The organism is Kitasatospora sp. Ki12 (genome assembly GCF_054601375.1).
This window is the reverse complement of sequence record NZ_BAAIHT010000001.1, coordinates 3,339,609-3,365,561: the sequence shown is the minus strand read 5'-3', so window position 1 is coordinate 3,365,561 and position 25,953 is coordinate 3,339,609. Positions and strand designations below refer to the sequence as shown.

The 25,953-nt window shown below is 72.1% G+C and carries 20 protein-coding genes and 2 tRNA genes; 7 read left to right on the top strand and 15 right to left on the bottom strand.

The features are described from left to right. On the bottom strand, nt 1-1,392 hold the full coding sequence (folC, locus tag ACYP53_RS14805; RefSeq protein ID WP_189923706.1) for a bifunctional tetrahydrofolate synthase/dihydrofolate synthase: 1,392 nt from the start codon (nt 1,390-1,392) through the stop codon (nt 1-3). A 233-nt stretch (nt 1,393-1,625) separates the two neighbouring features. On the opposite strand from folC, the gene ACYP53_RS14800 reads away from it, so the two are divergent. Next, the gene (locus ACYP53_RS14800) at nt 1,626-3,059 is read left to right on the top strand and encodes a glycosyltransferase family 2 protein (RefSeq protein WP_459647633.1); all 1,434 of its coding nucleotides are present in this window, start codon (nt 1,626-1,628) and stop codon (nt 3,057-3,059) included. A gap of 53 nt (nt 3,060-3,112) precedes the next feature. Next, entirely contained in the window at nt 3,113-4,258 is a 1,146-nt protein-coding gene (gene wecB / locus ACYP53_RS14795; RefSeq protein ID WP_189923710.1) for a non-hydrolyzing UDP-N-acetylglucosamine 2-epimerase, read from the top strand. 89 nt (nt 4,259-4,347) lie between these two features. Here wecB and ACYP53_RS14790 read toward each other — a convergent pair whose 3' ends face one another. Next, a complete protein-coding gene (locus tag ACYP53_RS14790) occupies nt 4,348-4,872 on the bottom strand; it encodes a hypothetical protein (protein WP_189923712.1) in 525 nt (174 codons plus the stop codon). 322 nt (nt 4,873-5,194) lie between these two features. After that, nucleotides 5,195-7,831, bottom strand: coding sequence for a valine--tRNA ligase (locus ACYP53_RS14785; protein ID WP_189923719.1), 2,637 nt, complete (start codon nt 7,829-7,831; stop codon nt 5,195-5,197). Between the two features lie 191 nt (nt 7,832-8,022). Between ACYP53_RS14785 and ACYP53_RS14780 the strand changes: the two genes are divergently transcribed. Further along, complete coding sequence (locus tag ACYP53_RS14780) at nt 8,023-8,826, top strand: hypothetical protein (RefSeq protein WP_459647632.1); 804 nt, start codon at nt 8,023-8,025, stop codon at nt 8,824-8,826. An 82-nt stretch (nt 8,827-8,908) separates the two neighbouring features. Here the strand turns inward: ACYP53_RS14780 and clpX are convergent, their stop codons facing one another. From clpX to ACYP53_RS14755, 5 genes are all read right to left on the bottom strand, one after another. Beyond that, complete coding sequence (gene clpX / locus ACYP53_RS14775; protein ID WP_030058268.1) at nt 8,909-10,198, bottom strand: ATP-dependent Clp protease ATP-binding subunit ClpX; 1,290 nt, start codon at nt 10,196-10,198, stop codon at nt 8,909-8,911. A 280-nt stretch (nt 10,199-10,478) separates the two neighbouring features. Continuing rightward, nucleotides 10,479-11,141: an ATP-dependent Clp protease proteolytic subunit gene (locus ACYP53_RS14770; RefSeq protein WP_189923724.1), complete on the bottom strand. Its 663-nt coding sequence runs from the start codon at nt 11,139-11,141 to the stop codon at nt 10,479-10,481. Between the two features lie 56 nt (nt 11,142-11,197). Next, nucleotides 11,198-11,815, bottom strand: coding sequence for an ATP-dependent Clp protease proteolytic subunit (locus tag ACYP53_RS14765; protein WP_308437644.1), 618 nt, complete (start codon nt 11,813-11,815; stop codon nt 11,198-11,200). A gap of 268 nt (nt 11,816-12,083) precedes the next feature. Beyond that, a complete protein-coding gene (gene tig / locus ACYP53_RS14760) occupies nt 12,084-13,472 on the bottom strand; it encodes a trigger factor (RefSeq protein WP_189923726.1) in 1,389 nt (462 codons plus the stop codon). Nucleotides 13,473-13,765: 293 nt separating this feature from the next. Then, nucleotides 13,766-13,839, bottom strand: a tRNA-Pro gene (locus tag ACYP53_RS14755). 205 nt (nt 13,840-14,044) lie between these two features. Between ACYP53_RS14755 and ACYP53_RS14750 the strand changes: the two genes are divergently transcribed. Beyond that, nucleotides 14,045-14,115: transfer RNA gene (locus ACYP53_RS14750), tRNA-Gly, on the top strand. A gap of 78 nt (nt 14,116-14,193) precedes the next feature. Here the strand turns inward: ACYP53_RS14750 and ACYP53_RS14745 are convergent. After that, a complete protein-coding gene (locus tag ACYP53_RS14745; protein ID WP_459647631.1) occupies nt 14,194-14,808 on the bottom strand; it encodes a DUF6197 family protein in 615 nt (204 codons plus the stop codon). Between the two features lie 190 nt (nt 14,809-14,998). Here ACYP53_RS14745 and ACYP53_RS14740 point away from each other — a divergent pair, with 190 nt between their 5' ends. Then, the gene (locus tag ACYP53_RS14740; protein WP_459647630.1) at nt 14,999-15,790 is read left to right on the top strand and encodes a DUF6348 family protein; all 792 of its coding nucleotides are present in this window, start codon (nt 14,999-15,001) and stop codon (nt 15,788-15,790) included. 45 nt (nt 15,791-15,835) lie between these two features. Here the strand turns inward: ACYP53_RS14740 and ACYP53_RS14735 are convergent, their stop codons facing one another. From ACYP53_RS14735 to ACYP53_RS14720, 4 genes are all read right to left on the bottom strand, one after another. Continuing rightward, a complete protein-coding gene (locus ACYP53_RS14735; protein ID WP_030058274.1) occupies nt 15,836-16,033 on the bottom strand; it encodes a hypothetical protein in 198 nt (65 codons plus the stop codon). A gap of 480 nt (nt 16,034-16,513) precedes the next feature. After that, nucleotides 16,514-17,740 (bottom strand): PP2C family protein-serine/threonine phosphatase, encoded by a 1,227-nt coding sequence (locus tag ACYP53_RS14730; protein ID WP_189923732.1) that lies wholly within the window; start codon nt 17,738-17,740, stop codon nt 16,514-16,516. Between the two features lie 311 nt (nt 17,741-18,051). Further along, nucleotides 18,052-18,537, bottom strand: coding sequence for a ribose-5-phosphate isomerase (locus ACYP53_RS14725; protein ID WP_189923734.1), 486 nt, complete (start codon nt 18,535-18,537; stop codon nt 18,052-18,054). A gap of 59 nt (nt 18,538-18,596) precedes the next feature. Further along, entirely contained in the window at nt 18,597-19,196 is a 600-nt protein-coding gene (locus ACYP53_RS14720) for a biotin transporter BioY (RefSeq protein WP_189923736.1), read from the bottom strand. Between the two features lie 266 nt (nt 19,197-19,462). Here ACYP53_RS14720 and ACYP53_RS14715 point away from each other — a divergent pair, with 266 nt between their 5' ends. Continuing rightward, nucleotides 19,463-20,875, top strand: coding sequence for an amino acid permease (locus ACYP53_RS14715; protein ID WP_189923738.1), 1,413 nt, complete (start codon nt 19,463-19,465; stop codon nt 20,873-20,875). 80 nt (nt 20,876-20,955) lie between these two features. Here ACYP53_RS14715 and ACYP53_RS14710 read toward each other — a convergent pair whose 3' ends face one another. After that, nucleotides 20,956-21,588 carry a mycothiol-dependent nitroreductase Rv2466c family protein gene (locus ACYP53_RS14710; protein ID WP_189923746.1) on the bottom strand — a complete coding sequence of 211 codons (633 nt, stop codon included), beginning with the start codon at nt 21,586-21,588 and terminating at the stop codon, nt 20,956-20,958. Between the two features lie 227 nt (nt 21,589-21,815). Between ACYP53_RS14710 and pepN the strand changes: the two genes are divergently transcribed. Further along, a complete protein-coding gene (gene pepN, locus ACYP53_RS14705; RefSeq protein WP_189923748.1) occupies nt 21,816-24,380 on the top strand; it encodes an aminopeptidase N in 2,565 nt (854 codons plus the stop codon). Between the two features lie 96 nt (nt 24,381-24,476). Here pepN and ACYP53_RS14700 read toward each other — a convergent pair whose 3' ends face one another. After that, the gene (locus ACYP53_RS14700; protein ID WP_459647629.1) at nt 24,477-25,829 is read right to left on the bottom strand and encodes a glycoside hydrolase family 18 protein; all 1,353 of its coding nucleotides are present in this window, start codon (nt 25,827-25,829) and stop codon (nt 24,477-24,479) included. Nucleotides 25,830-25,953: the final 124 nt, after the last annotated feature.

Here is a 25,953-nt window from a genome sequence, read left to right as displayed (position 1 = left end):
TCACTTCCTCCCGAGCAGCAGGCGGGCCTCGCCCACCGTGATGACCGAACCGGTGACCAGCACCCCGGCACCGCCGAGGTCGCCCTCCTCCTCGGCGAGGGTGACGGCCGCGGCGATGGCGTCGTCGAGCCTGGGCTCGACCTGCACGCGGTCCTCGCCGAAGACCTCGACCGCCAGGGCGGCGAGCGCGTCCACGTCCATCGCGCGGTGGGTGGAGTTCTGGGTGATGACGACCTCGGCCAGGATCGGCTCGAAGGCCTCCAGCACGCCGGCCACGTCCTTGTCCCCGGAGGTGCCGATCACGCCGACCAGCCGGGTGAAGCCGAAGGACTCGGTGAGCGCGGCGACGGTGGCCTGGGCGCCGTGCGGGTTGTGCGCGGCGTCCAGGAGGATCGTGGGGCTGCGGCGCACGATCTCCAGGCGGCCCGGGGAGGAGACGCCGGCGAAGCCCTGGCGGACCTTGTCCACGTCGAGCTGTCCGCCGCGGGCGCCGCCGACGCCGAAGAAGGCCTCGACCGCCGCCAGCGCCAGCGCCGCGTTCTGCGCCTGGTACTCGCCGTGCAGCGGGATGAAGACGTCCTCGTACTCCTCGCCGCCGAGTCCGCGCAGCGTCACCAGCTGGCCGCCGACCGCGAGTTCGCGGCGGATCACGCCGAACTCCATGCCCTCGCGGGCGACCGTGGCGTCGACCTCGACGGCGCGACGCAGGATGACCTGGGCGGCGTCCAGCTGCTGCTGGGCGACGACGGCGACGGCACCGGACTTGATGATCCCGGACTTCTCGCCGGCGATCTCGCCGGTGGTCTCGCCGAGCTTGTCGGTGTGGTCCAGGCCGATCGGGGTGATCACGGCGACGCCGGCGTCGATGACGTTGGTGGCGTCCCAGGAGCCGCCCATGCCGACCTCGACCACGCCGACGTCCACCGGGGCGTCGGCGAAGGCGGCGTAGGCCATGCCGGTGAGCACCTCGAAGAAGGACATCGGCACCGGCTGCGCCGCGTCGACCATCCGCACGTAGGGCTCGATGTCGCGGTAGACCTCGACGAAGCGCTCGGGGCTGATCGGGGCGCCGTCGAGGCTGATCCGCTCGGTGACGGACTCCACGTGCGGGCTGGTGTAGCGGCCGGTGCGCAGCTCGAAGGTGTTGAGCAGCTGCTCGATCATCCGGGCGGTGGAGGTCTTGCCGTTGGTGCCGGTGATGTGGATGGAGGGGAAGGACCGCTGGGGCTGGCCCAGGATGTCCATCAGCGCCTCGATCCGGTCGAGGGAGGGCTCAAGCTTGTTCTCCGGCCAGCGCTCGGAGAGTTCCACCTCGACGTCGCGCAGGGCGTCTCCGGTGCCGCCGTCGGCGGGGCGGATGGTGTACGGATTCGGGTCGGCCTTGTCACTCACGTCCACAGTCTACGGAGCGGTGGCGGGGCGTCCTCACAGGGTGAGAGCGGGGGTGAGGGCTGGGGTGAGGCCTGGGGCGAGGGCCGGGGTGAGAACGGCCACTTTGTCCGGTCTTCCACCACACCTTCCAGTTTGATCGCTTTACTATCTCTTTGGCGAGTTTGAACCGCAATGAAGCATCGATTCGCAGCCGACAGGAGCCACCAGCCTTTGATCACAAGGAGCACCGCGCCATGCCCGACGCCCTGCACGAGTGGATCGAGCTTCGCCAGGACGCCGTCGTCTGGGTCGCCGGACTGATCTCGCTGGCCCTCGTCGGCTACATGGTGCTCGTCTTCGGACGCTTCCTCGTGTACTGGGCCGGCTCCCGCCACGCCTTCAAGCACGGCCGGCCCGCCGAGCCCGGCGACCCCGCCGCCTTCGAGTGGCACCTGGTGATCCCCTGCCGCGACGAGGAGGCCGTGGTCACCCAGACCCTGGACGGCCTGCGGGCCGCCGCGCCCGAGGCGCACCTGTGGGTGATCGACGACGACAGCGAGGACGCCACCCGCGAGCTCGTGCTCGCCGCGGCCGTCCGCGACCCGCGCGTCCACCTCGTCCAGCGCCGCCGCCCGCACGCCCGGATCGGCAAGGGCGCCGCCCTCAACGCCGCCTACCGGGAGATCTCCGACCGGCTGCCCCGGTCCACCGACCGCTCCCGGGTGGTGATCGGCGTGGTCGACGCCGACGGCCAGCTCGACCCCGGCACCCTCGCCCAGGTCTGCAACGCCAAGGCGCTCGGCCGGCCCGACACCGGCGCCGTCCAGATCGGCGTCCGGATGCGCAACGCCGACGACGAGCTCCCGCTGCCCGGGCGCGGCCGCGCCGCCAACGCGCTGGCCCGCGCCCTCGTCCGGATGCAGGACGTCGAGTTCCAGGCCAACAACGCCGGCATGCAGCTGCTGCGCCGCCGCACCGGCAGCGTCGGCCTCGGTGGCAACGGCCAGTTCGTCCGGCTCACCGCCCTCGACTCGCTCACCGCCGAGGAGGGCCGGGCCGGCCGCCCCTGGCCCGAGCGCGCGCTGCTGGAGGACTACGAATCCGGCCTGGACCTGCGCCTGGCCGGCTGGCGGCTCACCCACGTCACCGAGACCCAGGTCTCCCAGGAGGGCCTGGTCTCGCTGCGCCGCTTCCTCACCCAGCGCACCCGCTGGGCCCAGGGCAACATGCAGTGCCTGCGCTACACCGGCCGGGTGCTGCGCTCCCCGCACTACACCTGGTCCGGCAAGGCCGAGGTGATGTACACCTTCCTGCAGCCCGTGGTCTGCGTGCTGCTGGTGCTGCTGTTCCCGCTCTCGCTCGGGATCACCGCCGCCGGGCTGGTGCTCTTCCCCGCCGAGACCGCCGACTTCCAGCTCCGCTTCGGGCCGTGGATGCTGCTCGCCTTCCTGCTCGCCACGCTGCCGATGGTGTTCTGGGGCCTCGCCTACCGCCGGGCCGTCCACCCCGACCGCGGCCGGCTCACCGGGCTGCTCTGGGGCGTGCTGGTCTGGCTCTACGCCTACCACCTGTTCGTGGTCGCGGCCCGGGCCGCCGTCCGGATGCTGCTCGGACGCAACGGCTGGGCCAAGACCCGCCGCAACGCCGAGCAGGTCGGCCTCGGCGCCCCCACCGCGCTCGAGTCCTGAGCCGCCGCCCCTCCCCCCTCGCTTCCTCCCCACGTCCCCACCGGAGCCCCCGCATGAGCACGTGTCTGCCCCCGTCCAGCGTCGCCGTCGTCCTCGGGACCCGCCCCGAGCTGGTCAAGCTCGCCCCGCTGATCCACGAACTCGGCGACGCCACCCGACTGGTGCACACCGGCCAGCACTGGGACGAGGCGATGTCCGGGCGCTTCCTGCGCGACCTGGACCTGCCCCGGCCCGAGCTGCTCACCGGTGTCGGCGGCCGCCCCCGGGCCGGCCAGATCGCCCAGTCCCTGGGCCAGCTGGACGCCGCCTTCGCCGAGGACCGGCCCGTCGCCGTGGTCGTCCAGGGCGACACCAACGCCACCCTCGCCGGGGCGCTGGCCGCCAACGCCCGGGGGATCCCGCTGGTCCACGTCGAGGCCGGGCTGCGCAGCTTCGACCGGGCGATGCCGGAGGAGCACAACCGGGTGATGGTCGACCACGTCTCCGACCTGCTCTGCGCCGCCACCGGGGACAACGTCGCCAACCTGCGCGCCGAGTCCCTGGCCGAGGAGCGGATCGCGCTCACCGGCAACACCGTCGTCGAGGTGGTCCGCCGTCAGCTGCCGGACGCGGCCGCCCGCGCCGCGCTGCTCGCGGCGCACGGGCTTCGCCCGGACGGGTACGTGCTGGCCACCGTGCACCGCCCGGAGAACACCGACACCGCCGAGGCACTCGGCGCCGTGCTCGCCGAACTGGACCGGATCGCCCGGGCCGGCACCCCGGTGCTGTTCCCGATGCACCCGCGCACCCGGGCCGCCGTCGAGCGCTTCGGCCTGGACGGCCTGCTGGAGCGGCTGGCCGTCACCGGGCCGGTCGGCTACGGCGACTTCCTGGGCCTGGCGAGCCACGCGGCGCTGCTGGTCTCCGACTCCGGCGGCGTGCAGGAGGAGTGCACCGTGCTCGGCCGTCCGCTGCTGGTGGTGCGCCGCTCCACCGAGCGCCCGGAGGCCGTGGCGGCCGGCTTCGCCGCGCTGGTGGGCCCGGGCGAGGAGCTGGGCGGGCTGGCCCGCGACTGGCTCACCGACACCCCCGAACGCCTCGCCCGGCTGGCGGCCACCCCTAGCCCGTACGGCGACGGCCTGGCCTCGGCCCGGATCGCCGCGCTGACCGCCGCGCTCGCCGAGCCCGCCGACGCCGAGGCACGGCCGCTCGCCGCCTAGGCGTGTCCTGACCGCGGGACCGATCCACTCCACCGTGTGGGGCAAGTCGCTTTTCCCGAAGGGGACTTGAGTTATCAACAGGTCGGAGCTCAGACCCCGGCCCGGGCCTCCGGCACATGCGCGGCGGCGCCGTGCCGACGGCGCAACTCGGCGGTGATCTCGGCGAGTTCGCCCTCCGGCAGCAGCGGCAGCATCATCGCCACGCCCTGCAGCAGACCGCCCAGCAGGAAGGTGGTGTCGGCCGTCGAGGCGACCAGGCCGCGGACCTCGCCCACCTCGCCGGCCGCCACCGCCTCGATCAGCCGGGCGGCGTTCGCGCTCTCCTCGTCCACCGCGACCGCGCCGGTGTCGGCCGGGGCGCGCCGGGCCATCGCCCGCAGCACCCGGTCGCCGACCTCGGGCGCGTACGCCTTGCGGACGGCCTCGGCGGCGATCCAGGCGAGCAGCGTGGTCACCTCGCGTTCGGCGCGCTCGGCGAACAACAGGTCCAGCTCGTGGTCGAACGCGAGCTGGTTCCCGTGCCGGAAGGCGAGCAGCAGGGTCGCCGCCCTGGCCTTGGCCTCCTCGACCATCTCGGCAGGCAGTTCGTCGGCCAACTCCTCGGTCACCACCACGCCGTGCCCTCCCGTCCGTCGCCCATCAGGAACACCCCGCAGGAACGCTCGGAAGAAACGTCCTTCGGAAACTCCGTGCACACCGTACACATCCGACCTGCAAACTTCGGCGAACGCGCGCGGGCAAGACCGGAATCAATTCGCTCGGAATAGGACCTCACCCGGTCCAGGATGAATATTCGCCGGAAGGGAGCAATGTTGCTGCGCTATTAGGCGTAACGAAAGCGCCCCCGAGGCGGAACCGGGAGCACGGGGCGCGAAACGCCGAAGGGGCCGCACCCCGCGTGTCGCGGAGTGCGGCCCCTCTCGGGCCGGTGGCGGCTCAGCCCTGCGGCAGCGCCGCGAGCTGGGCGGTGATCCGGGCGATGTCGGCCTCGGCGGCCTCCTGCCGCGTCTTGATCTTGGCGACCACCTCGTCCGGCGCCTTGGCGAGGAACGCCTCGTTGCCGAGCTTGGCGGTGGTCTGGGCCTTCTCCTTCTCGGCGGCCGCGAGGTCCTTGGCGAGGCGCTTGCGCTCCGCCGCGACGTCGATGGTGCCGGAGAGGTCCAGCGCCACGGTGGCGCCGGCGACCGGCAGCGAGGCGGTGGCCGCGAAGCCCTCCTCGGGGGCGGTCAGCCGCAGCAGCGAGCGGATCGCGTCCTCGTGGGCGGCCAGCGTGGTGCCGTCCAGGTCCAGCTGGGCCGGGACGCGCTGGCCCGGCTTGAGGCCCTGGTCCGTGCGGAACCGGCGGACCTCGGTGACGACCTGCTGCAGCGTGGCGATCTCCGCCTCGGCCGCGGCGTCGCGGAAGCCGCTGTCCTGCGGCCAGTCGGCGATGACCACCGACTCGGCACCGGTCAGCGTGGTCCACAGCGTCTCGGTGACGAAGGGGACGATCGGGTGCAGCAGGCGCAGGGTGACGTCCAGGACCTCGCCGAGCACCCGGCGCGCGGCGTCGGCCTGCGGGCCGCCCTTGGCCAGGGTGGTCTTGGAGAGCTCGACGTACCAGTCGAAGACCTCGTCCCAGGCGAAGTGGTACAGCGCCTCGGAGAGCTTGGAGAACTGGTAGTCCTCGTACAGCCCGTCCACCTCGGCGACGGTGCTGTTGAGGCGCGACAGGATCCAGCGGTCGCTCGCGGTCAGCTCCTCCGGCGCGGGCAGCGGGCCCTCGACGGTGGCGCCGTTCATCAGCGCGAAGCGGGTGGCGTTCCAGATCTTGTTGGCGAAGTTGCGCGCCGCCTGGACCCAGTCCTCGCCGATCGGCACGTCGACGCCCGGGTTGGCACCGCGCGCCAGGGTGAAGCGCAGCGCGTCGGAGCCGTACTTGTCCATCCAGTCCAGCGGGTTGACCACGTTGCCGAAGGACTTCGACATCTTCTTGCCGTTCTGGTCACGGACCATGCCGTGCAGCGCGATGGTGTGGAACGGCGGGGTGCCGTCCATCGCGTAGAGGCCGAACATCATCATCCGGGCGACCCAGAAGAACAGGATGTCGTAGCCGGTGACCAGGACGGAGTTCGGGTAGAACTTCGCGAGGCTCTCGGTCTGCTCCGGCCAGCCGAGCGTGGAGAACGGCCACAGGCCGGAGGAGAACCAGGTGTCCAGGACGTCGGTGTCCTGGTGCCAGCCCTCGCCCGTCGGCGGCTGCTCGTCGGGGCCGACGCAGACGATCTCGCCGTTCGGGCCGTACCAGACCGGGATGCGGTGGCCCCACCACAGCTGGCGCGAGATGCACCAGTCGTGCAGGTTGTCGACCCAGTCGAAGTACCGCTTCTCCATCTCCTGCGGGTGGATCTTGACCTTGCCGTCGCGGACCGCGTCACCGGCGGCCTGGGCGAGCGGGCCGACCTTGACCCACCACTGCATGGACAGCCGCGGCTCGATGGTGGTCTTGCAGCGCGAGCAGTGGCCCACCGAGTGGGTGTACGGGCGCTTCTCGGCGACGATCCGGCCCTCGGCGCGCAGCGCGGCGACGATCGCCGAGCGGGCCTCCAGGCGGTCCAGGCCGAGGAAGGGGCCGTGCACGGTGATGACGGCGTGCTCGTCCATGACGGCGATGTTCGGCAGGTCGTGCCGCTGGCCGATCTCGAAGTCGTTCGGGTCGTGCGCGGGCGTCACCTTGACGGCGCCGGTGCCGAACTCCGGGTCGACGTGGGTGTCGGCGACGATCGGGATCCGGCGGCCGGTCAGCGGCAGCTCGATCTCGGTGCCGACCAGGTGCTTGTAGCGCTCGTCCTCCGGGTGGACGGCGACCGCGGTGTCGCCCAGCATCGTCTCGGCGCGGGTGGTGGCCACGACGATGGAGTTCTCGCCCTCGCCGTAGCGGATCGAGACCAGCTCGCCGTCGTCGTCCTGGTACTCCACCTCGATGTCCGAGATGGCGGTCAGGCAGCGCGGGCACCAGTTGATGATGCGCTCGGCGCGGTAGATCAGCTCGTCGTCGTAGAGCTTCTTGAAGATGGTCTGGACGGCCTGGGACAGGCCCTCGTCCATCGTGAAGCGCTCGCGGGACCAGTCGACGCCGTCGCCCAGGCGCCGCATCTGGCCGGAGATCTGGCCGCCGGACTCCGCCTTCCACTTCCAGACGCGCTCGACGAAGGCCTCGCGGCCCAGGTCGTGGCGGGACTTGCCCTCCTTGGCGAGCTCGCGCTCGACCACGTTCTGGGTGGCGATGCCGGCGTGGTCCATGCCGGGCTGCCACAGGGCCTCGAAGCCCTGCATGCGCTTGCGGCGGACCAGGGCGTCGATCAGCGTGTGCTCGAAGGCGTGGCCCAGGTGCAGGCTGCCGGTGACGTTCGGCGGCGGGATGACGATGGTGAACGGGGGCTTGTCGCTCTTGGCGTCCGCGGTGAAGTAGCCACGCTCTACCCAGCGCTCGTACAGCTCGCCCTCTACGTCCGCTGGGGTGTAGGTCGTCGGGAGGGTCGCCGCGTCGTCCCCGGTGGTGCTCACGGGGCGCTGGTTCGTCGTGTCGGTCACGACGCACAGTTTACGTAACCGTGGGGGCGGGTCACGAACCGCTTTCGGTCCGTGGACCCGCCGCGCCCGAACGGGCCCCGGACGGGTGCCGTGCGGTACCGTGCCCGGGCGTTCGTCCGGTTGACCGGGCGTACACGGAACGACTCCACACCGAGACAGGCCGCGGGTGCGGCGGGGGAGCACAGACGCAGATGTACGGCCAGGGACAGCAGTATCCGCAGGGACAGCCGCAGCAGCCTTACGGTGGCCAGCCGCCGTACGGCCAGCCCCCGCAGCAGCCCTACGGCGCCCCGCAGCCCCAGTACGGCTACCCGCCGCAGCAGCCCTACGGCGCGCCCCAGCAGCCGTACGGGGTGCCGCCGCAGGCGCCGTACGGGCAGCCGGGTTACCCGCAGCCGCCGCGGAAGGGCAAGGGCGGCCTGGTCGTCGGCCTGGTGATCGGCGCGCTGGTGCTGGGCGGCGGCGGCTTCGCCGCGTGGAAGTTCCTCGGCGGCGACAAGGGCGGCCAGTACAAGATCACCGCCCCGCAGACCCTGGCCGACGGCTACGTCCAGAAGTCGGCCAAGGAGCAGGCCGCCGACATGAGCAAGCCCGGGGCCTCCAAGTTCGGCACCGACCTGCAGGTCCTGGTGGCCAGCTACAGCAAGGGCTCGGACCCGATGGACACCTTCTCGGTGGTCGGCGTCTACGGCAACCTCAACGACCCCGCGCAGATCATCGAGGACTCCAAGAAGGACGGCGACGGCCTGTCCACGTCGATGGCCGACTTCCCGGCGCAGGACGCCAACAACTCCGGGGCGAAGCTCTCCTGCGGCACCTCGACCATGCTCGGCAAGCCCGGCCCGACGATCTGCGTGTGGGCGGACAAGTCCACCACCGGCCGGGTCTCCTTCACCAAGGTCAGCCTGACCGGTGGCGGCGGCCAGGCGCTCACCGCGGAGCAGGCGGCCGCCAAGACCCGGACGATCCGCGACGCCATGGTCGTCGCCAAGTAGCGCCCGCGCCGGACGGCGCGCGCACGCGAGAGGGGCCCCGCACCGGATCCGGTGCGGGGCCCCTCTCGCGGAACGGCCTCGGTCAGGCGCTCTTGTCGCGGCGCTCGCGCTTGATCATGTCGCGCGGGACCAGGGTGGGGATGGCGTGCTTGGAGACGACGTCCCCGGTGACCACCACGCGGGCGACGTCCTGGCGCGAGGGGACCTCGTACATCACGGACATCAGCACCTCCTCCATGATGGCCCGCAGACCGCGCGCACCGGTGCCGCGCAGGATCGCCTGGTCGGCGATCGCCTCCAGCGCGTCCCGGGAGAACTCCAGCTCCACGCCGTCGAGTTCGAAGAGCTTGCGGTACTGCTTGACCAGCGCGTTGCGCGGCTCGGTGAGGATCTGCAGCAGCGCCTCGCGGTCCAGGTTGTGCACGCTGGTGATCACCGGCAGACGGCCGATGAACTCGGGGATCATGCCGAACTTCACCAGGTCCTCGGGCATCACCTGGCGGAAGTGGTCGCTGGCGTCCGACTCCCGCTTGGAGCGGATGTTGGCGCCGAAGCCGATGCCCTTGGCACCCGCGCGGCCCTCGATGATCCGCTCCAGGCCGGCGAACGCGCCGCCGACGATGAACAGCACGTTGGTGGTGTCGATCTGGATGAACTCCTGGTGCGGGTGCTTGCGCCCGCCCTGCGGCGGCACCGACGCGGTGGTGCCCTCCAGGATCTTCAGCAGGGCCTGCTGCACGCCCTCGCCGGAGACGTCCCGGGTGATCGACGGGTTCTCGCTCTTGCGCGCGACCTTGTCGATCTCGTCGATGTAGATGATCCCGGTCTCGGCCTTCTTGACGTCGTAGTCGGCCGCCTGGATCAGCTTGAGCAGGATGTTCTCGACGTCCTCGCCGACGTAGCCGGCCTCGGTCAGCGCGGTGGCGTCCGCGATCGCGAACGGCACGTTGAGCATCCGGGCCAGGGTCTGCGCCAGCAGCGTCTTGCCGGAGCCGGTGGGGCCCAGCAGCAGGATGTTGGACTTGGCCAGCTCGATGGCGTCCTCGCGGCCGTTGCCGCCGCTGCGGCCCGCCTCGCCGGCCTGGACCCGCTTGTAGTGGTTGTAGACGGCCACCGACAGCGCCTTCTTGGCGAGGTCCTGGCCGACGACGTACTGGTCCAGGAACTCGTAGATCTCGCGCGGCTTCGGGAGTTCCTCGAAGCGCACCTCGGAGGTCTCGGCGAGTTCCTCCTCGATGATCTCGTTGCACAGGTCGATGCACTCGTCGCAGATGTACACGCCTGGGCCGGCGATCAGCTTCTTCACCTGCTTCTGCGACTTGCCGCAGAACGAGCACTTGAGCAGGTCGCCACCGTCTCCGATGCGTGCCACGAGGTGCTTCCCCTTCGCCAGGGGCCCCGCAGGGGTTCCGGGGCCTGGTGCTGTGGACCGTCAACGCCGACGGCGCTCGGTCTCGCTATCCGACGGTACTCTGCCGGGCCCTTGATTCCGTCCTCTTCGCCGGGTCTGCCCTACGCCCTGGGCGAATTGATACCGAACAGATGCCGTGGCACGGCGCCGCCGACGGGTCGGGGCGGGACTCGCACCAGGGGTGCGTGCCCCGCCCCGACGGGTCCTCCGTGCCCGCCCGCGGACCCGGAGGGAGCCGGCCTCAGGAGGTCAGCGAGGTCTTGCGGGTGGAGATGATCTGGTCGATCAGGCCGTACTCGGCGGCCTCCTCGGCGGTGAGGATCTTGTCGCGCTCGATGTCCTCGCGGACCTGCTCCACCGACTTGTTGGAGTGCTTGGAGAGCATCTGCTCCAGCTGCTCGCGCATCCGGAAGATCTCCTTGGCCTGGATCTCCAGGTCGGACACCTGGCCGCGGCCGGTCTCGGTGTACGGCTGGTGGATCAGGATCCGGGCGTTCGGCAGCGCCATCCGCTTGCCGGGGGTGCCGGCGGCGAGCAGCACGGCCGCGGCGGAGGCCGCCTGGCCCATGCAGACCGTGGTGATGTCCGGCTTCACGTACTGCATGGTGTCGTAGATGGCCGTCAGGGCCGTGAACGAGCCGCCGGGCGAGTTGATGTACATCTGGATCTCGCGGTCCGGGTCCATCGACTCCAGGCACAGCAGCTGGGCCATGATGTCGTTCGCCGAGACGTCGTCCACCTGGGAGCCGAGGAAGATGATGCGCTCCTCGAACAGCTTGGCGTACGGGTCGTACTCGCGGATGCCCTGCGTGGTGCGCTCGACGAAGCGCGGGACGATGTAGCGGCCCTCCGCGCGCATGTCCTCGACGCGGGCCTGGGCGGACGACAGGCTGGGGATGTTCATGGGGATTCTGGTCCTCCGGGGCGTTGTGGCTGTGGTCTCGTGGGCCGGGCCGAGGCTCAGGCGCCCGTGCCGCCGCCGCCGGGGACGTCCGCGGCGCTGTGCATGATCGCGTCGATGAGGCCGTACTCCAGGGCCTCCTCCGGGCTGAACCAGCGGTCGCGGTCGGAGTCCCGGGTGATCTGCTCGAAGGACTGGCCGCTGTGGAAGGCGATCAGCTCGGACATCCGCTTCTTGGTGCGGAGCAGCTGCTCGGCCTGGATGCGGATGTCGGTGGCGGAGCCGCCCAGGCCCGCGGAGGGCTGGTGCATCAGGATGTTGGCGTTCGGCAGCGAGAAGCGCTTGCCCTTGGCGCCGGCCGTCAGCAGGAACTGGCCCATCGAGGCGGCCATGCCCATCGCGATGGTGACGACGTCGTTCTTGATGTACTGCATGGTGTCGTAGATCGCCATGCCGGCCGAGATCGAGCCGCCCGGGGAGTTGATGTAGAGGAAGATGTCCTTTTCCGGGTCCGCGGCCAGCAGCAGCAGCTGCGCGGTGATCTTGTTGGCGATGTCGTCGTCGACCTGCTGGCCGAGGAAGATGATCCGCTCGTTCAGCAGCCGGTTGTAGACCTGGTCGCCAAGGCCGCCGAGCACGTCACCAGCGGCGGCGTGCGGCGCCATCGGGCCAGGCATCTGCATCTGCGGGAACGTCACTTAGCCACCTGCTCAGTCGTTTTGGACGGTCGCTCGACGGCCGTCACGATGTCGCACAGCTTCCGGGTATCACGTCGTGATTGTCGCTGTCCAAGGACCCTAACGCGCAGGCCGGGCCGCAGAATCCCTCACGCAGAACTGTTCGCTGTGAGCGCAGGGTCGCGACGGCCCGCGGGCGGGAAGACAGCGGGCCCGGACACCATGACGGCGTCCGGGCCCGCTGTGTGCCTCAGGGGGCTGCCGGGGCTCAGGCCTCGGTCTTCTCCTCGGCGGCCTCGGCGGCGGGGGCCTCGACGGTCTCGGCCGTCTCGTCCTCGTCGTCGAAGTTGATCTCGTTGCCCTCGGTGTCGACGACCTTGGCGGCCTCGACCACCGTGGCCAGCGCCTTGCCACGGGCGACCTCGCCGACCAGCAGCGGCACCTGGCCACCCTGGACGACCTGCTGCGCGAACTGGTCGGGGGTGAGACCCGAGCCGGCGGCGCGGCGGATGAGGTGCTCGGTCAGCTCCTCCTGGTTAACACCCAGCTCCTCGTCGGCGACGATCTGGTCCAGGACGAACTGGGTCTTGATGCCCTTCTTCGCCTGCTCCTCGATCTCCGCGTCCCACTCCTCGCGGGTCTTGCCCTGGGTCTCCAGGTAAGCCTCGAGGTTCAGGCCCATCGGCTCCAGCTGGTGGTGCTCGACGTTGTGCTTGCGGGTCTGGATCTCGTCCGCGAGGAGCTTCTCGGGGTACTCGATCTCGACCAGCGCCAGCAGGGCGTCCAGCACCTTCTCCTGGGCCTGGGTGGCCTGGTCGTACTCCTTCATGCGCTCCAGGCGCTTGCGGGAGTCGGCGCGGAGCTCCTCCAGGGTGTCGAACTCGCTGGCCAGCTGGGCGAACTCGTCGTCCAGCTCCGGCAGCTCCTTCTCCTGGACGGTGGTGACGGTGACGGTGACCTCGGAGGTCTTGCCCGCCTGGGTGCCACCCTTGAGCTCGGTCTCGAAGGTCTTCTCCTCGCCGGCCGACAGGCCGACGACGGCCTCGTCGATGCCGTCGATCAGACGGCCCGAGCCGATCTCGTAGCTCACGCCGGTGGCGGTGCCGTCGTCCGGCACCTCACCGTCGACCTTCGCGACGAGGTCGACGACCACGATGTCACCGGCGGCCGCGGCGCGCTCGACGTCCTTGACCGACGAGAAGCGCTCGCGCAGCTGCTCCAGCGACTTCTCGATGTCCTCGTCGGCGACGACGATCGGGTCGACCGTCACCTCGATGGAGGAGAACTCCGGAAGGGTGATCTCCGGACGGATGTCCACCTCGGCGGTGAACTTCAGGTCACCGCCGTCGGCGATCGTCTCGACACCCTCGATGTTGGTGATGTCGGGCTGGCCGAGGACCTCGATCTTGCCCTCGTCGACGGCCTGCGTGTAGAAGCGCGGCAGGGCGTCGTTGACGGCCTCTTCCAGCACGGCGCCACGGCCGAAACGCTGGTCGATGACGCGAGCCGGGATCTTGCCCTTGCGGAAGCCCGGAACCGTGACCTGCTGGTTGATCTTCTTGTACGCCGCGTCGAGGCTGGGCTTGAGCTCCTCGAAGGGCACCTCGACGGTGAGTCGAACCCGCGTGGGGTTCAGAGTCTCGACGGCGCTCTTCACGGTTAGGTCTCCTAGGGGCTTGCGGTCAGGTTGTCTCCGCCCGGCCGCGCCGCCCGGCCGGAGCCGGAAGGGTGGGTCGGGCGAGACGGGCGATGGGCGGTTGGAGCTGCATCTCCCGTGGGGTGGACGGTGAGCTTGACTCCTCGCCCTCGTGCGGTTGACCTGGGTTGACGCCGCAGGGACTACCGCCAGCGCCCCATCCTACCGGTACCACGAAAGGCGGACGCCAGGCGCCACCGTACCGGCCGAACAGAACAGGGCCCCGCCCCGGTGGGCGAGACCCTGCCGCACTGTCGGGGTGGCCGGATTCGAACCGACGGCCTTCCGCTCCCAAAGCGGACGCGCTACCAAACTGCGCCACACCCCGTGGTGCCGAGAGGAAGCGTACACGGCGGGCCTGTTCGGCTCGCCGGGTATTGCGCGCGGGCCATTCCGCGCGGGCGCGGGGCGACGCGGGCGGACGGGCGCGCGGGGGTGCGCGACGGGGGTTCCCGAAATGGAGTGTGCACGCGGGCGGCCGGACCAGGTACGCTGTTGCCCGAACTTCCGGCCGGTGACGGCTGGGGGGTCACGCGGGCGTAGCTCAATGGTAGAGCCCTAGTCTTCCAAACTAGTCACGCGAGTTCGATTCTCGTCGCCCGCTCCTCGTCCGGCCCCGGCGCGCATTCCGCGCCGGGGCCGGTTGCGTTTCCGGGGCCCGTGCGCCCCTCCCCCGCCCCGCTCAGAGTCCGAGGCGGGCGGCCCTGGCCGCGGCCCGGTCGAGCAGCAGGTGGACGTCGCCCTCCCGGGTGGTGGGGCGGTCGTTGAACTCGTCCGGGGAGCGCGCCGGGCGTCCGGTGCCGTGCAGCACCTCCATCAGCTGGACCCGGGCGGTGCGGACCGTGGCCGGGGTGCCGTAGCCGTGCGCCAGCACGGCGGCCTGGGCGCCGAGCAGGCAGACCCGACCTCCCTCGTCCCACATCGCGCCCTGCAGCCAGCCGTGGACGCCGATGTAGCGGGAGGCCAGCCGGAGGTGGTCGGCCGCGGTGACCGGGACCGGACGGGGCGGGCGGCGCAGCGCCCGGTCGAGCAGGGTCGCCCGGGGCACCGGGTGGCCGGCGAACCAGGGGCTCGCGGTACGGCCGTACGGGCAGACGTACGGTCCGGGGGCGCGCGCGGGGGCGGGCAGCGAGGCGAGGTAGGCCTCGATCTCGGCGACCAGGCCGGAGGCGTCCGGGCGGAGCGGGAACGGGCGGGACGGGAACGGGCCGGACGGGTGCGGGCCGGGCGGGTGCTGCCGGAGCGGGTGCGGCCGGGCCGGGGGCGGAGGGGGCGTCGGGTCGGTGGTGCGGGGCATGCGGGCTCTCCGGGCGGAAGGCGTGCGGGTTCCGCTGCCCAAAGTGGGGCATTCAGAACAATTCCGCGACCGGAGGGCCGGGAAGTCCGAATGGTTTCCCGGTTGGGTGTCGGGCCGATAGCCTCGGCGGCGTTCGAGTGCAGTTCGAGCGCGAGCTCAGCCGCCGCGCTCCCAAGGTGGAGGAGTCGCGGTGGGTCCGCAGGAGCGACTGGCCGTCATACAGCGCTGTGTGGTCCGGGAGATGGCGCGACTGGGCCAGGTGTTCAGGCTGGACGGCGAGGTGGTGCGCGGCCCCGGCACCACGGCGGTGGCGGTGCGCGAGCACCCCGGGGACGACGGCGCCGGCCACGTGGACCTCGGCTTCGTACTGCAACTCGGCCGGGCGGACGCGCCGGTGGTGTGGGACTGCGCGGCCGGCCTCGGCAAGACCGAGGAGGAGAAGCTCGCCAACGCGGTGAAGATGTGGGCGACCACCACCGCCTCGGTGCTGGTCGAGCTCGCCGAGGGGCGCGGGGTGCACGCCGACCACCCGGACCTGCCCGAACTCCCGGGCTGGCGCGCGGTCCAGGGGCCGGCCGCGGTGTTCGGCTTCGGCAACGAGCACTTGGCGGGGTGGCTCGCCGAGAACCGGGTGCTCCCGGCGCTGGCCCCCGCCCTGCGCGCGGAACTGACCGGTCCGGGGCCGGTCGGGGTCAAGCTCTTCCTGGGCGGGAAGGCCGGGGACGACGTCGCCGAGGTCCGGGTGGGCGGCGAGGTGTCGGAGGCGGCGTCGGCCGCGCTGCGCGCGCTGGACTGGCCGCGGGGCGAACGGCTGTGCTGGGCACGCCTGTTCGTCCTGTTGACGGCCGAGCGGACGGCCCCGGAGCGGACCACGCCGACGGGCGCCGTGGCACCCGCGCCGATGCGCGCCCCGGCCCCGGCGGCCGCACGCCCCCGGGGACTGTTCGCTCGCTGGCGGGAGGCCAGACGGGCCGGGCGGTGAAGGTTGCTCGCCCGCTCCGACCGATGAGCGGGCGATGCGGTCGGATCAGCCCCCGGTGATGCTGGAGATGCTGTGCGCCAGGTTGGCCAGCAGGGAGTTGATCGAGGTCGCGACCGTGGTCTCGTGCAGCATGAAGCCGAACAGGGCGGCGACGATCGCGTGCGGGATCTTCATCTGCTTGTTGCGGATGAAGATGATGCTCAGGATCGCGAACAGGACCAGCGCGGAGACGGAGAGTGCCACCCGGACTCACTTCCTCGTTTTCATAGCGGGGTGCCACCACCCGGCGACACCAGCGAAAGCCGGACCCCGGCATGTCCCACGGTCCCGAGGCGGAATCGCGGACCGTCCGACACACCGCCGGTGAGGGAGGCCACGGTCGACCGCTGTCTGTCGTGCCGCATGTGACGCCCCCTATCCCCCGAATCCTGAACAGTCCCGCCCGGACTCAGTGTGGTCGACCGTGCCGATTGCGTAAAGGTCTGACAGTCAGCCCAGCGCCGATATCCTGCGATGCGAGACGAGTTTCCGCCGACCGGGACGATAGCCGAGCCGCGCTGACGGATCGTCGGCGGGGCCGTGCTGAGCGGCCGGGAAGCGGTCGGGGGCGGGTAGCGGAAGCCGCTGGTCCGGTCCGTCGGCGGGCCGTCCGATTTGGCCGAAGATCAGCTGCCTGGCTTGACAGCCGATGCCCGCGGCATGTGCACGCGAGCGGGTCGCGGCTCAGTCGCGCCAGAGCAGCAGCACCGCGCGGTCGTCGTTGATGTCCCGGGCCACGGTTTCGATCAGCGCGGCGGCGGCGCCCGCACCCGCGCCCCGGTCGGCACCGGGCACCAGCCGGTCGGCCTCCCCCATCAGCCGGTCCATGCCCTCCGTGAGGTCCCGCCCCGGCGCCTCGACCATGCCGTCGGTGCACAGCAGCAGGACGTCCCCCCGGTTCAGCCGGCCGCGCACGCCCTCGAACTTGGCGCCGTCGTAGATCCCCAGCAGCGGGCCCTCGGCCTGCTTGACCTCCCAGCGCCCGGCGCCGGCCAGGCGCTGCATGCCCGGCAGGTGCCCGGCCGACAGCAGCTCGTACTCGCCGGTGTCCAGGTCCAGCACCAGGTGGACGGCGGTGGCGAAGCCCTCCTCCCAGGACTGGCGCAGCAGGTAGCCGTTGGCGGCGGGCAGGAAGTCGTGCGCGGGCAGCGAGCCGACCAGGCCGCCGAAGGCGCCGGAGAGCAGCAGCGCGCGGGAGCCGGCGTCCATGCCCTTGCCGGAGACGTCCGCGAGGACCACCTCCAGCAGCCGCTGGCCGGGGCCGGTCCGAGCGGCGACCACGAAGTCCCCGGAGAAGGACTGGCCGCCGGCCGGGCGCAGCGCCATGTCCGCGTGCCAGCCGGCCGGCAGCGCGGGCACCCGGCTCTGCACCCGAAGGCGCTCGCGCAGGTCGAAGAGCATGGTGGAGCCGCCCCACCAGGGCACGCCGACCCTGGCCCGGAACTGGGCCAGCAGCAGTCCGCCCACCCCGGCGGCGCCGACCACCAGGGCCGCGCCCGGGGTCACGCCGTAGACGTAGGCCTCCGGGTTGTCGCTGGCGACCCGCTGGCCGGTGTGGATCACGGACTCGGCGGAGAGGCCGAGTGCGGCGAGCGCGTAGAGCACCACCAGGCTGCCGGGGCGCAGCAGCAGCGCGCCGGCCAGGATCGGCAGGACCAGGGAGGTGGGCGGGGCCCAGTCGGGCATCCAGATGTTGAGCAGGATCAGCAGGGGGACGAGCAGGGCGAGCGCGCAGAGCACCGGCCAGTCGGCGGCGCCGCCGCGGAAGTAGTCCACACCGGCGTTGCGCAGCCTTCGGCGGACCCGGCGGAGCTTCTTGCGCAACCGGGCCGTCACGGGGTCGGACGCCGTGGTGGCGCCGGGCCTCGTCGCAGTCGTCTGGGGCGGTGCGCCCGGCGGTCTGCCAGCCATGGGGTCCGACCCTATCCACGGGCACGGCCCGGCGTCGACGGCTCGGACGCGGGCGGGTGCGCCGGGGTGCGGGGCGCTCAGTGGGTTTCGGCCGATCGGGGTGGTCACGGGCGCGTCGTCAGGAGGCGTACACCGGTTGGGCGTACGAATCTCGTGGTCGGCGCGTGCGCCCCGCGCGCGGGGCCGTCCGCGCGCCGGGGCCTGTGTCCGATCCCACAGGGCGACCGGGGCCCGGGACGGCGGCGGCCGGGGACGGCGGCGGCCGGCCGCACGGGAGCGTGCGACCGGCCGTTGGCGGACGGGGGGTGGGATCAGCCCTGGGGGTGGTGGGCCGGGATCGGCGGGAGCTCGCCGGTGGTCTCGTACTCGCTCAGCATCTCGATCCGGCGGGTGTGCCGCGGCTCGCCGCTGTACGGGGTGGCGAGGAAGACCTCGACGAACTTGGTGGCCTCCTCCTCCGTGTGCATCCGGCCGCCGATGGAGATCACGTTGGCGTTGTTGTGCTGACGGCCGAGCTCGGCGGTCTGCGTGCTCCAGGCCAGTGCGGCCCGGACGCCCTTGACCTTGTTGGCGGCGATCGCCTCGCCGTTGCCCGAGCCGCCGATCACGATGCCCAGGGCCTCGGGGTCGGCGGCGGTGCGCTCGGCGGCGCGCAGGCAGAACGGCGGGTAGTCGTCCTCGGCGTCGTAGATGTGCGGCCCGCAGTCGACCGGCTCGTGGCCGGCCCCCTTGAGCCACTCCACGAGGTGGTTCTTCAGTTCGTATCCGGCATGGTCGGAGCCCAGGTACACGCGCATGCCATGAGTGTGGCACGCGGGTGCGAGCCGGGCGCGAGCGGCCCGATCACGGCGGGCCCTCAGCGCTTGCCGAGGAGCTTCCAGGCGAGCGGCAGGGCCCCGGCGGCGAAGGCGGCCTTGAGGGCGTCGCCGACCAGGTACGGGTAGAGGCCGAGCTCGGCGGCGCGGGCGAGCGGCACGTCCAGCGCGAAGGCCAGGTAGGGGACGCCGACCGCGTAGATGGCGAGGCTGCCCAGGACCATGGTGACGGCGGTGTTGACCGGGCTGCGGTCGGCGCCGCGGCGGGCCAGCGCGCCGGTCAGGGCGGCGGCGAGGACGAAGCCGAGCACGTAGCCGAAGGAGGGCATCGCCCAGCCGGAGGTGCCCTCGGCGAACCAGGGCATCCCCGCCATGCCGGCGAGCAGGTAGAGGGCGAGCGAGGCGACGCCGCGGCGGGCGCCGAGCGCGGTGCCGACCAGCAGGGCGGCGAAGGTCTGGCCGGTGACCGGTACCGGCGAGCCGGGGACGTTGACGGACAGCTGGGCGGCCACGCCGGTCAGCGCGGCGCCGCCGGCCACCAGGGCCAGGTCGCGGACCTGGCCGCCGAGGCGGGTGGAGGCGGCGGGCAGCAGGTCGGCGAGGACGGCGCGGCGCGGTATCGGGGTGGTGGCAGTGGCCATCGGGGGTCCCTCCGTGGGGTCCAGGTGAGTGAACACCTGTGAACCTACGCGGTGATCCACTGCGCGACCTGCACGGTTTCGGACAAACCCCCACCCCGGGGCGTTGTCGGAACCGGCCCGAAGCGACACGGGGTGACCACTCGGGCACCCTCCGTTCCGGCCCGGTCCGCAATGTGGTCCCGAACCGGAGGTGGTTGGCATGAACAGAGGCCCCACCGGATATTGGACAGCTCATGCCGCATACCGCACAGTCTGGAACCACCCCTATGGCCCCCACCTCCGCGCCCCCGGCGCCCGGGACCACCGACGCCGCCACCCCGGCACCGGGCAGCCAGCAGCTCTCCCACGGGCTGAAGCAGCGCCACCTGTCGATGATCGCCCTCGGCGGCGTGATCGGCGCCGGCCTCTTCGTCGGCTCCGGCGCCGGCATCGCGGCCGCCGGCCCGGCGATCATCCTGGCCTTCGTGCTCTCCGGCCTGCTGGTCATGCTGATCATGAGGATGCTCGGCGAGATGTCCGCCGCCCGCCCCGCCTCCGGCTCCTTCTCGGTGCACGCCGAGAAGGAGATCGGCCCGTGGGCCGGGATCACGGCGGGCTGGATGTACTGGGTGATGCTCTGCTGCGGCGTCGCCGCCGAGGCCACCGCCGCCGGGAAGATCGTCAACGGCTGGATACCGGGCGTCTCGTCCTGGGTCTGGGTCGCCCTGTTCATGGTCTTCTTCTGCGCCAGCAACCTCACCGCGGTGAAGAACTTCGGTGAGTTCGAGTTCTGGTTCGCCACCGTGAAGGTCGCCGCGATCGTCGCCTTCCTGGTCCTCGGCGGGCTCGGCGTCGCCGGGGTGCTCGGCCCCGGCGCCCCCGGCACGGCCAACCTCACCGGCCACGGCGGCTTCCTGCCCAACGGCGTCGACGGCCTGATCGTCGGCCTGCTGGCCTCGGTCTTCGCGTACGGCGGTCTGGAGACCGTCACCATCGCCGCCGCCGAGTCCGACGACCCCAAGAAGAACGTCGCCAACGCCGTGCGCACCGCGGTGTGGCGGATCGCGATCTTCTACATCGGCTCGATGGCCCTGGTGGTCACCCTGGTCTCCTGGCAGGACCCGGCGGTCGTCGCCGACGGCCCGTACGTCACCGTGCTGCGCCACCTCGGGGTGCCCGGCGCCGGGGCGATCATGCAGGTGGTGGTGCTGGTCGCGCTGCTGTCCGCGATGAACGCCAACATCTACGGCGCCTCCCGGATGGCGTACTCGCTGGTCGGCCGCGGCCAGGGCCCCAAGGCGCTGGCCAAGGTCAGCGGCGGGGTGCCGCGCCGGGCCGTGCTGGCCTCCTGCCTGTTCGGCTTCGGCGCCGTGCTGGCCGCCAAGTTCTGGCCGGACACCGTGTTCACCTGGCTGATGAACACCACCGGCGTGGCGATCCTGGTGGTCTGGCTGTTCATCTGCGCGGTCCAGCTGCGGATGCGCCGCCGGCTGGAGCGCGAGGCGCCCGAGCTGCTCACCGTGAAGATGTGGGGCTACCCGTACCTGACCTGGGTCGCGATGGCCGCCGTGGCCGGCATCCTCGCGCTGATGACCACCACCGAGGGCAACCGGGAGCAGCTGTACGCGGCCGGGGTGCTGGTCGCGGCGCTGGTCACCGCCGGTCTGTTCAAGCAGCGCCGGGACGCCGCCGCCCGCTGAGCCGCCGTCCACGCGCAGGGCCCGGTACCGCTCGCGGTACCGGGCCCTGCCGCGCTCCGGCTCGGGGCCGGGGCCGGGGACTACTCGAAGGACGGGCCGGCCGTCCGGGTGCGCTTGATCTCGTAGAAGCCCGGGGTGGAGGCCACCAGCAGGGTGCCGTCCCAGAGCCGGGCCGCGGCCTCGCCCTTCGGGGCCGGGGTGACCACCGGGCCGAAGAAGGCGACCCGCTCGCCGTCCGCGCCCTCGACCGCGATCACCGGGGTGCCGACGTCCTCGCCGACCAGGGTGATGCCCTCCTTGTGGGAGGCGCGCAGGGCCTCGTCGTGGATGTCCGTGCCGGCCGCGTCGGCCAGCTCGGCGGGCAGGCCCGCGGCCACCAGGGCGGCCTGTATGGTCTCCCGGTCCTGCGGCAGGCCCTGGTTGTGGAAGCGCACGCCCAGCTCGGTGTAGAGCCGGCCGAGCACCTCCTCGCCGTGCTTCTCGGCGGCGGCGATGCAGACCCGCACCGCGCCCCAGGCGTTGTTCAGGAGCTCGCGGTAGTTGTCCGGCAGGTCCCGGTGCTCGTTCAGCACCGAGAGGCTCATCACGTGCCAGCGCACGTCGACCGGGCGCAGCTGCTGGACCTCGATCAGCCAGCGGGAGGTCATCCACGCCCACGGGCAGGCCGGGTCGAACCAGAAGTCGGCGGTCTTGCGCTCAACGGCAGTGGTCACTGCGTGTCGTCCTTCGTGAGGTGATCCGAGGCAGGGGTGAACTCCCCCGCAGGACCCCAACGCCCGCTCGACGCCGCTGATTCCGCCCCGGGCGCGTCGGCCTGTGCAATGGTACCGACGGCGGAACGCGTGAAAGGATGACCCCGCGTGCGCGGCCGACACCCGTGCGCCGAGACCGCACCACCCATCCGCGCACCACCGTGCGAGCCGGACAAAGGAGTACCGCCGTGCCGGGCAAGAACCTCAGCCGCGACGAAGCCCAGCAGCGGGCCAGCATCCTGGCCGTGGACGGCTACCGGGTCCGGCTCGACGTGACCTCGGCCCCCGACCCGGCGGCCGCCACGTTCCGCTCCACCACCACGGTCGCCTTCCGCTGCACCCAGCCCGGCGCCGGCACCTTCCTCGACCTGCTCGCCCCCGCCGTCCGCTCGGTCACCCTCAACGGGCGCGCCCTCGACCCGGCCACCGCCTACGACGGCGCCCGGGTGCACGTGGACGGCCTGGCCGCCGAGAACGAGCTGACCATCGAGGCCGACTGCGCCTACAGCCGCACCGGCGAGGGCCTGCACCGCTTCGTCGACCCGGTGGACGGCGAGACCTACCTCTACACCCACTACGAGCCGGCCGACGCCCGCCGGGTGTTCGCGACCTTCGAACAGCCCGACCTGAAGGCCCCGTTCACCTTCACCGTGACCGCCCCGGCCGCCTGGGACGTCCGGTCCAACGCGCCGCACGAGTCCGTCACCGCCGAGGACTCCGCGCGTACCTGGGAGTTCGCGCCGACCAAGCCGATCTCCACCTACCTCACCGCGGTCGTCGCCGGCCCGTACCACGTCGCCCGCGACCACTACAGCCGCGAGCTCGCCGACGGCACCACCCTGGAGATCCCGCTCTCCGCGATGTGCCGGCGCTCCCTCGCCCCGTACTTCGACGCGGAGGAGATCCTCGGCGTCACCAAGCTCGGCCTCGACTTCTTCCACGAGGAGTTCGACTACCCGTACCCCTTCGGCAAGTACGACCAGGCCTTCGTCCCCGAGTACAACATCGGCGCGATGGAGAACCCCGGCTGCGTGACCTTCCGCGAGGAGTTCGTCTTCCGCTCGAAGGTCACCGACGCCGCCTACGAGGCCCGGGCCAACGTCATCCTGCACGAGATGGCGCACATGTGGTTCGGCGACCTGGTCACCATGCGCTGGTGGGACGACCTCTGGCTGAAGGAGTCCTTCGCCGACTTCATGGGCTCCTACGGCCTGATCGGCGCCCGCACCCGCTACTCCTCCGCCTGGGTCACCTTCGCCAACCAGCGCAAGGCCTGGGCGTACCGGCAGGACCAGTTCCCCACCACGCACCCGATCACCGCGGACATCCGGGACCTCGAGGACGCCAAGCTCAACTTCGACGGCATCACCTACGCCAAGGGCGCCTCCGTCCTCAAGCAGCTGGTGGCGTACGCCGGTTCGGAGGCCTTCTTCGAGGGCGCCCGCCGCTACTTCAAGCGGCACGCCTTCGGCAACACCGAGCTCACCGACCTGCTGGACATCCTGGAGGAGACCAGCGGCCGCGACCTCAAGGCCTGGGCCGCCGCCTGGCTGCAGACCGCCGGCGTGAACTCGCTCACCCCGCAGGTCACCACCGACGCCGAGGGCCGGATCACCGAGCTCGCCGTGCTGCAGGACGGCGAGGTGCTGCGCCCGCACCGGATCGCACTCGGCCTGTACGACCGGGACTCCGACGGCGCCCTGGTGCGCACCGAGCGGATCGAGCTGGACGTCACCGGCGCCCGCACCGTCGTCACCGGGGCGGCCGGCCGCCCCCGCCCGGCGCTGGTCCTGCTCAACGACGACGACCTGACCTACTGCAAGATCCGCTTCGACCAGGACTCCCTGGAGACCCTGCGCACCGGCCTCGGCGACATCCGCGACGAGCTGTCCCGCGCCCTGGCCTGGTCCGCCGTCTGGAACCTCACCCGGGACGGCCTGATGCCGGCCCGCGACTACGTCGCCCTGGTGCTGCGCTTCGCCGGCCAGGAGGGCAACATCGGCGTGCTGCAGTCGCTGCACCTCCAGGCCAAGACCGCCGTCGACCTGTACGCCGACCCGGCCTGGCGCGCCGAGGGCGGCCGACTGCTCGCCGACGGCGCCCTGCGCGAGCTGCGCGACGCCGTCCCCGGCAGCGACCACCAGCTGGCCTGGGCCCGCTTCCTCGCCCAGACCGCGGGCGGCGCCGAGCATCTCGGCCTGGTCCGCGGCCTGCTGGCCGGCAGCGCCCGGATCGACGGCCTGGAGGTCGACCAGGAGCTGCGCTGGTCGCTGTGGCTGGCCCTGGCCGCCGCCGGGCAGGCCTCCGACGAGGAGCTGGCCGCCGAACTGGCCGCCGACAACACCGCCGGCGGCAAGCGCCAGTACACCCACTGCCTGGCCGCCCGGCCCACCCCGGAGGCCAAGGCCGCCGCCTGGTCGGCCGTGGTCGACTCGGACGAGCTGCCGAACGCCCTCGTCGAGGCCAACATCGCGGGCTTCGCGGTGCCCGCCCACCGCGATCTGACCGCCCTCTACGCGGCTCCGTACTTCAAGCTGCTGGAGCGGATCTGGGCCGAGCGGACCATCGAGGTCGCGATGCGGTTCGTCGCCGGCTTCTTCCCGAGCGCCCACACCGACGAGTCGACCCTGGCCGAGGCCGACGCCTGGCTGGACGGGCACCCGCAGGCCGCGCCGGCGCTGCGCCGCCTGGTGCTGGAGCGCCGGGACGACCTGGCCCGCGCCCTGCGGGCACAGGCCTGCGACCGGGCCTGACGGTCCTGACGTCCTGACGTCCGGGGGCCCGCCGTGTTCGTCACGGCGGGCCCCCGGGCGTAGGGGCCCGGGGGGTCCGCCGTAGGGGCCGCCGGGTCAGTCGCGGCGCAGGCCGCGGTCCAGGGCGGCGATCGCGCTGCCCCGGGCGTCGTCGCCGTCCAGCGACCAGACCATCACGCCGCCCAGGTCGTTCCAGCGCGCGTACCGCGCCTTCCGGGTGAGCACCTCGGCGGTGTCGTAGCTGTAGAAGGTGGTGCCGTCGTACTTCCAGGACGCGCCGTGGTCGCGGTCCACGTAGACCTTGCCCGGCAGCGCGTTGATCTCCTGGTACGAGTGGTCGGGCGCGGCGGCGGTGGCGCTCTGGTAGAGGCCGCCGCGGTCGCCGGGGGCGACGCCCGTCCAGCCGTGGCCGTAGAGCGGGGCGCCGAGGACGAGCTGCCGGGCGGGCAGGCCGCGCTCCTGGTAGTGCGTCACGGCCGTGTCGGCGCTGCGCCGGCGGGGGTCCGGGTCGGCCGGGTCGGGGTAGAGGTTGGCCTGGTGGTTCGCCGGGCCCGTGCCCTCCCAGGGACCGTGCAGGTCGTAGGTCATCACGTTGAGCCAGTCCACCGACCGGCTCAGCTCCGGGAGTTCGAGCCGGTCGGCGACGGTCTCGTTGGCGGCGACGGCGGCGGTGAGCAGGTAGTGCCTGCCCTTCTTGCCGCCGGTGCCGGAGCTGCTGCTGGTGCCGGCGCTGGTGCCGGAGCCGGACAGCGCGTCCAGCTGGGTGCGGAACTCCCGCATCAACAGGGTGTAGTTGCGGCCGTCCTCGGGGCGGACCACGTTGCCCGCGTCCCCGCCGCCGCCCGGGTACTCCCAGTCGATGTCGATGCCGTCGAAGACGCCCGCGGCCGCGCCCTTGCCGCCCTCCGGGGAGCCGGCCAGGACCGGCACGTTCCCCTTGAGGTAGAGGTCGATGCAGGAGGAGACGAACTTCTTCCGGGCCTCGTCGGTGGCGGCCGCGTCCGAGAAGTACTTGGACCAGCTCCAGCCGCCCAGCGAGATGACCGTGCGCAGCTGCGGGTTCTTCGCCTTGAGCTTGCGCAGTTGGTTGAAGTGGCCCTTCAGCTTCTGGCCCGGGGCGTCGGCGACGCCGTCCACCGACTCGGCGGCGGAGAAGGCGCGCTGGTAGTCGTTGCGGGCGTCGCCCTGGCCCGCGTCGTCGCTCTCGAAGCAGGTGCCGTCGGCGGAGACGTTGCCGAAGGCGTAGTTGACGACGGTGAGCCTGGCCGCCTGGCCGGACTCCTGGACCCGCTTGGCGGAGCTGTCGGCGCCCCACTGGGTGAAGTAGCCGACCCGCTGGCCCTTCAACGTCGGGCCGTGCCGTCCGTCGGCGGCGTCGGCGGTGGCGGGGGCGGCGAGCAGCGCGGCGACGGTGGCGGCGGCGAGCAGGGCTGAGGCGCGAGTTGGCATACCGGACCCGTTCTCTGAAGCGGCGTCAAATGGTCTGGACCAGATGGGACAGAGGTTTAGTCCATCCGCCGTTCACCGCACAAGGGGGCGGGCCGGGTCGGCGCAGCATGCAAAAGGGGGCCGG

Excerpts from the sequence above, each read along its gene's own strand:
- ACYP53_RS14780 (WP_459647632.1), top strand. The coding sequence starts at position 8,023 with ATGTACGGCCAGGGACAGCAGTATCCGCAGGGACAGCCGCAGCAGCCT.
- ACYP53_RS14745 (WP_459647631.1), bottom strand. The coding sequence starts at position 14,808 with ATGCCCCGCACCACCGACCCGACGCCCCCTCCGCCCCCGGCCCGGCCG.
- ACYP53_RS14770 (WP_189923724.1), bottom strand. The coding sequence starts at position 11,141 with ATGAACATCCCCAGCCTGTCGTCCGCCCAGGCCCGCGTCGAGGACATG.
- wecB (WP_189923710.1), top strand. The coding sequence starts at position 3,113 with ATGAGCACGTGTCTGCCCCCGTCCAGCGTCGCCGTCGTCCTCGGGACC.
- ACYP53_RS14800 (WP_459647633.1), top strand. The coding sequence starts at position 1,626 with ATGCCCGACGCCCTGCACGAGTGGATCGAGCTTCGCCAGGACGCCGTC.
- ACYP53_RS14700 (WP_459647629.1), bottom strand. The coding sequence starts at position 25,829 with ATGCCAACTCGCGCCTCAGCCCTGCTCGCCGCCGCCACCGTCGCCGCG.
- ACYP53_RS14730 (WP_189923732.1), bottom strand. The coding sequence starts at position 17,740 with ATGGCTGGCAGACCGCCGGGCGCACCGCCCCAGACGACTGCGACGAGG.
- ACYP53_RS14765 (WP_308437644.1), bottom strand. The coding sequence starts at position 11,815 with ATGCCTGGCCCGATGGCGCCGCACGCCGCCGCTGGTGACGTGCTCGGC.
- ACYP53_RS14715 (WP_189923738.1), top strand. The coding sequence starts at position 19,463 with ATGGCCCCCACCTCCGCGCCCCCGGCGCCCGGGACCACCGACGCCGCC.
- ACYP53_RS14725 (WP_189923734.1), bottom strand. The coding sequence starts at position 18,537 with ATGCGCGTGTACCTGGGCTCCGACCATGCCGGATACGAACTGAAGAAC.
- ACYP53_RS14720 (WP_189923736.1), bottom strand. The coding sequence starts at position 19,196 with ATGGCCACTGCCACCACCCCGATACCGCGCCGCGCCGTCCTCGCCGAC.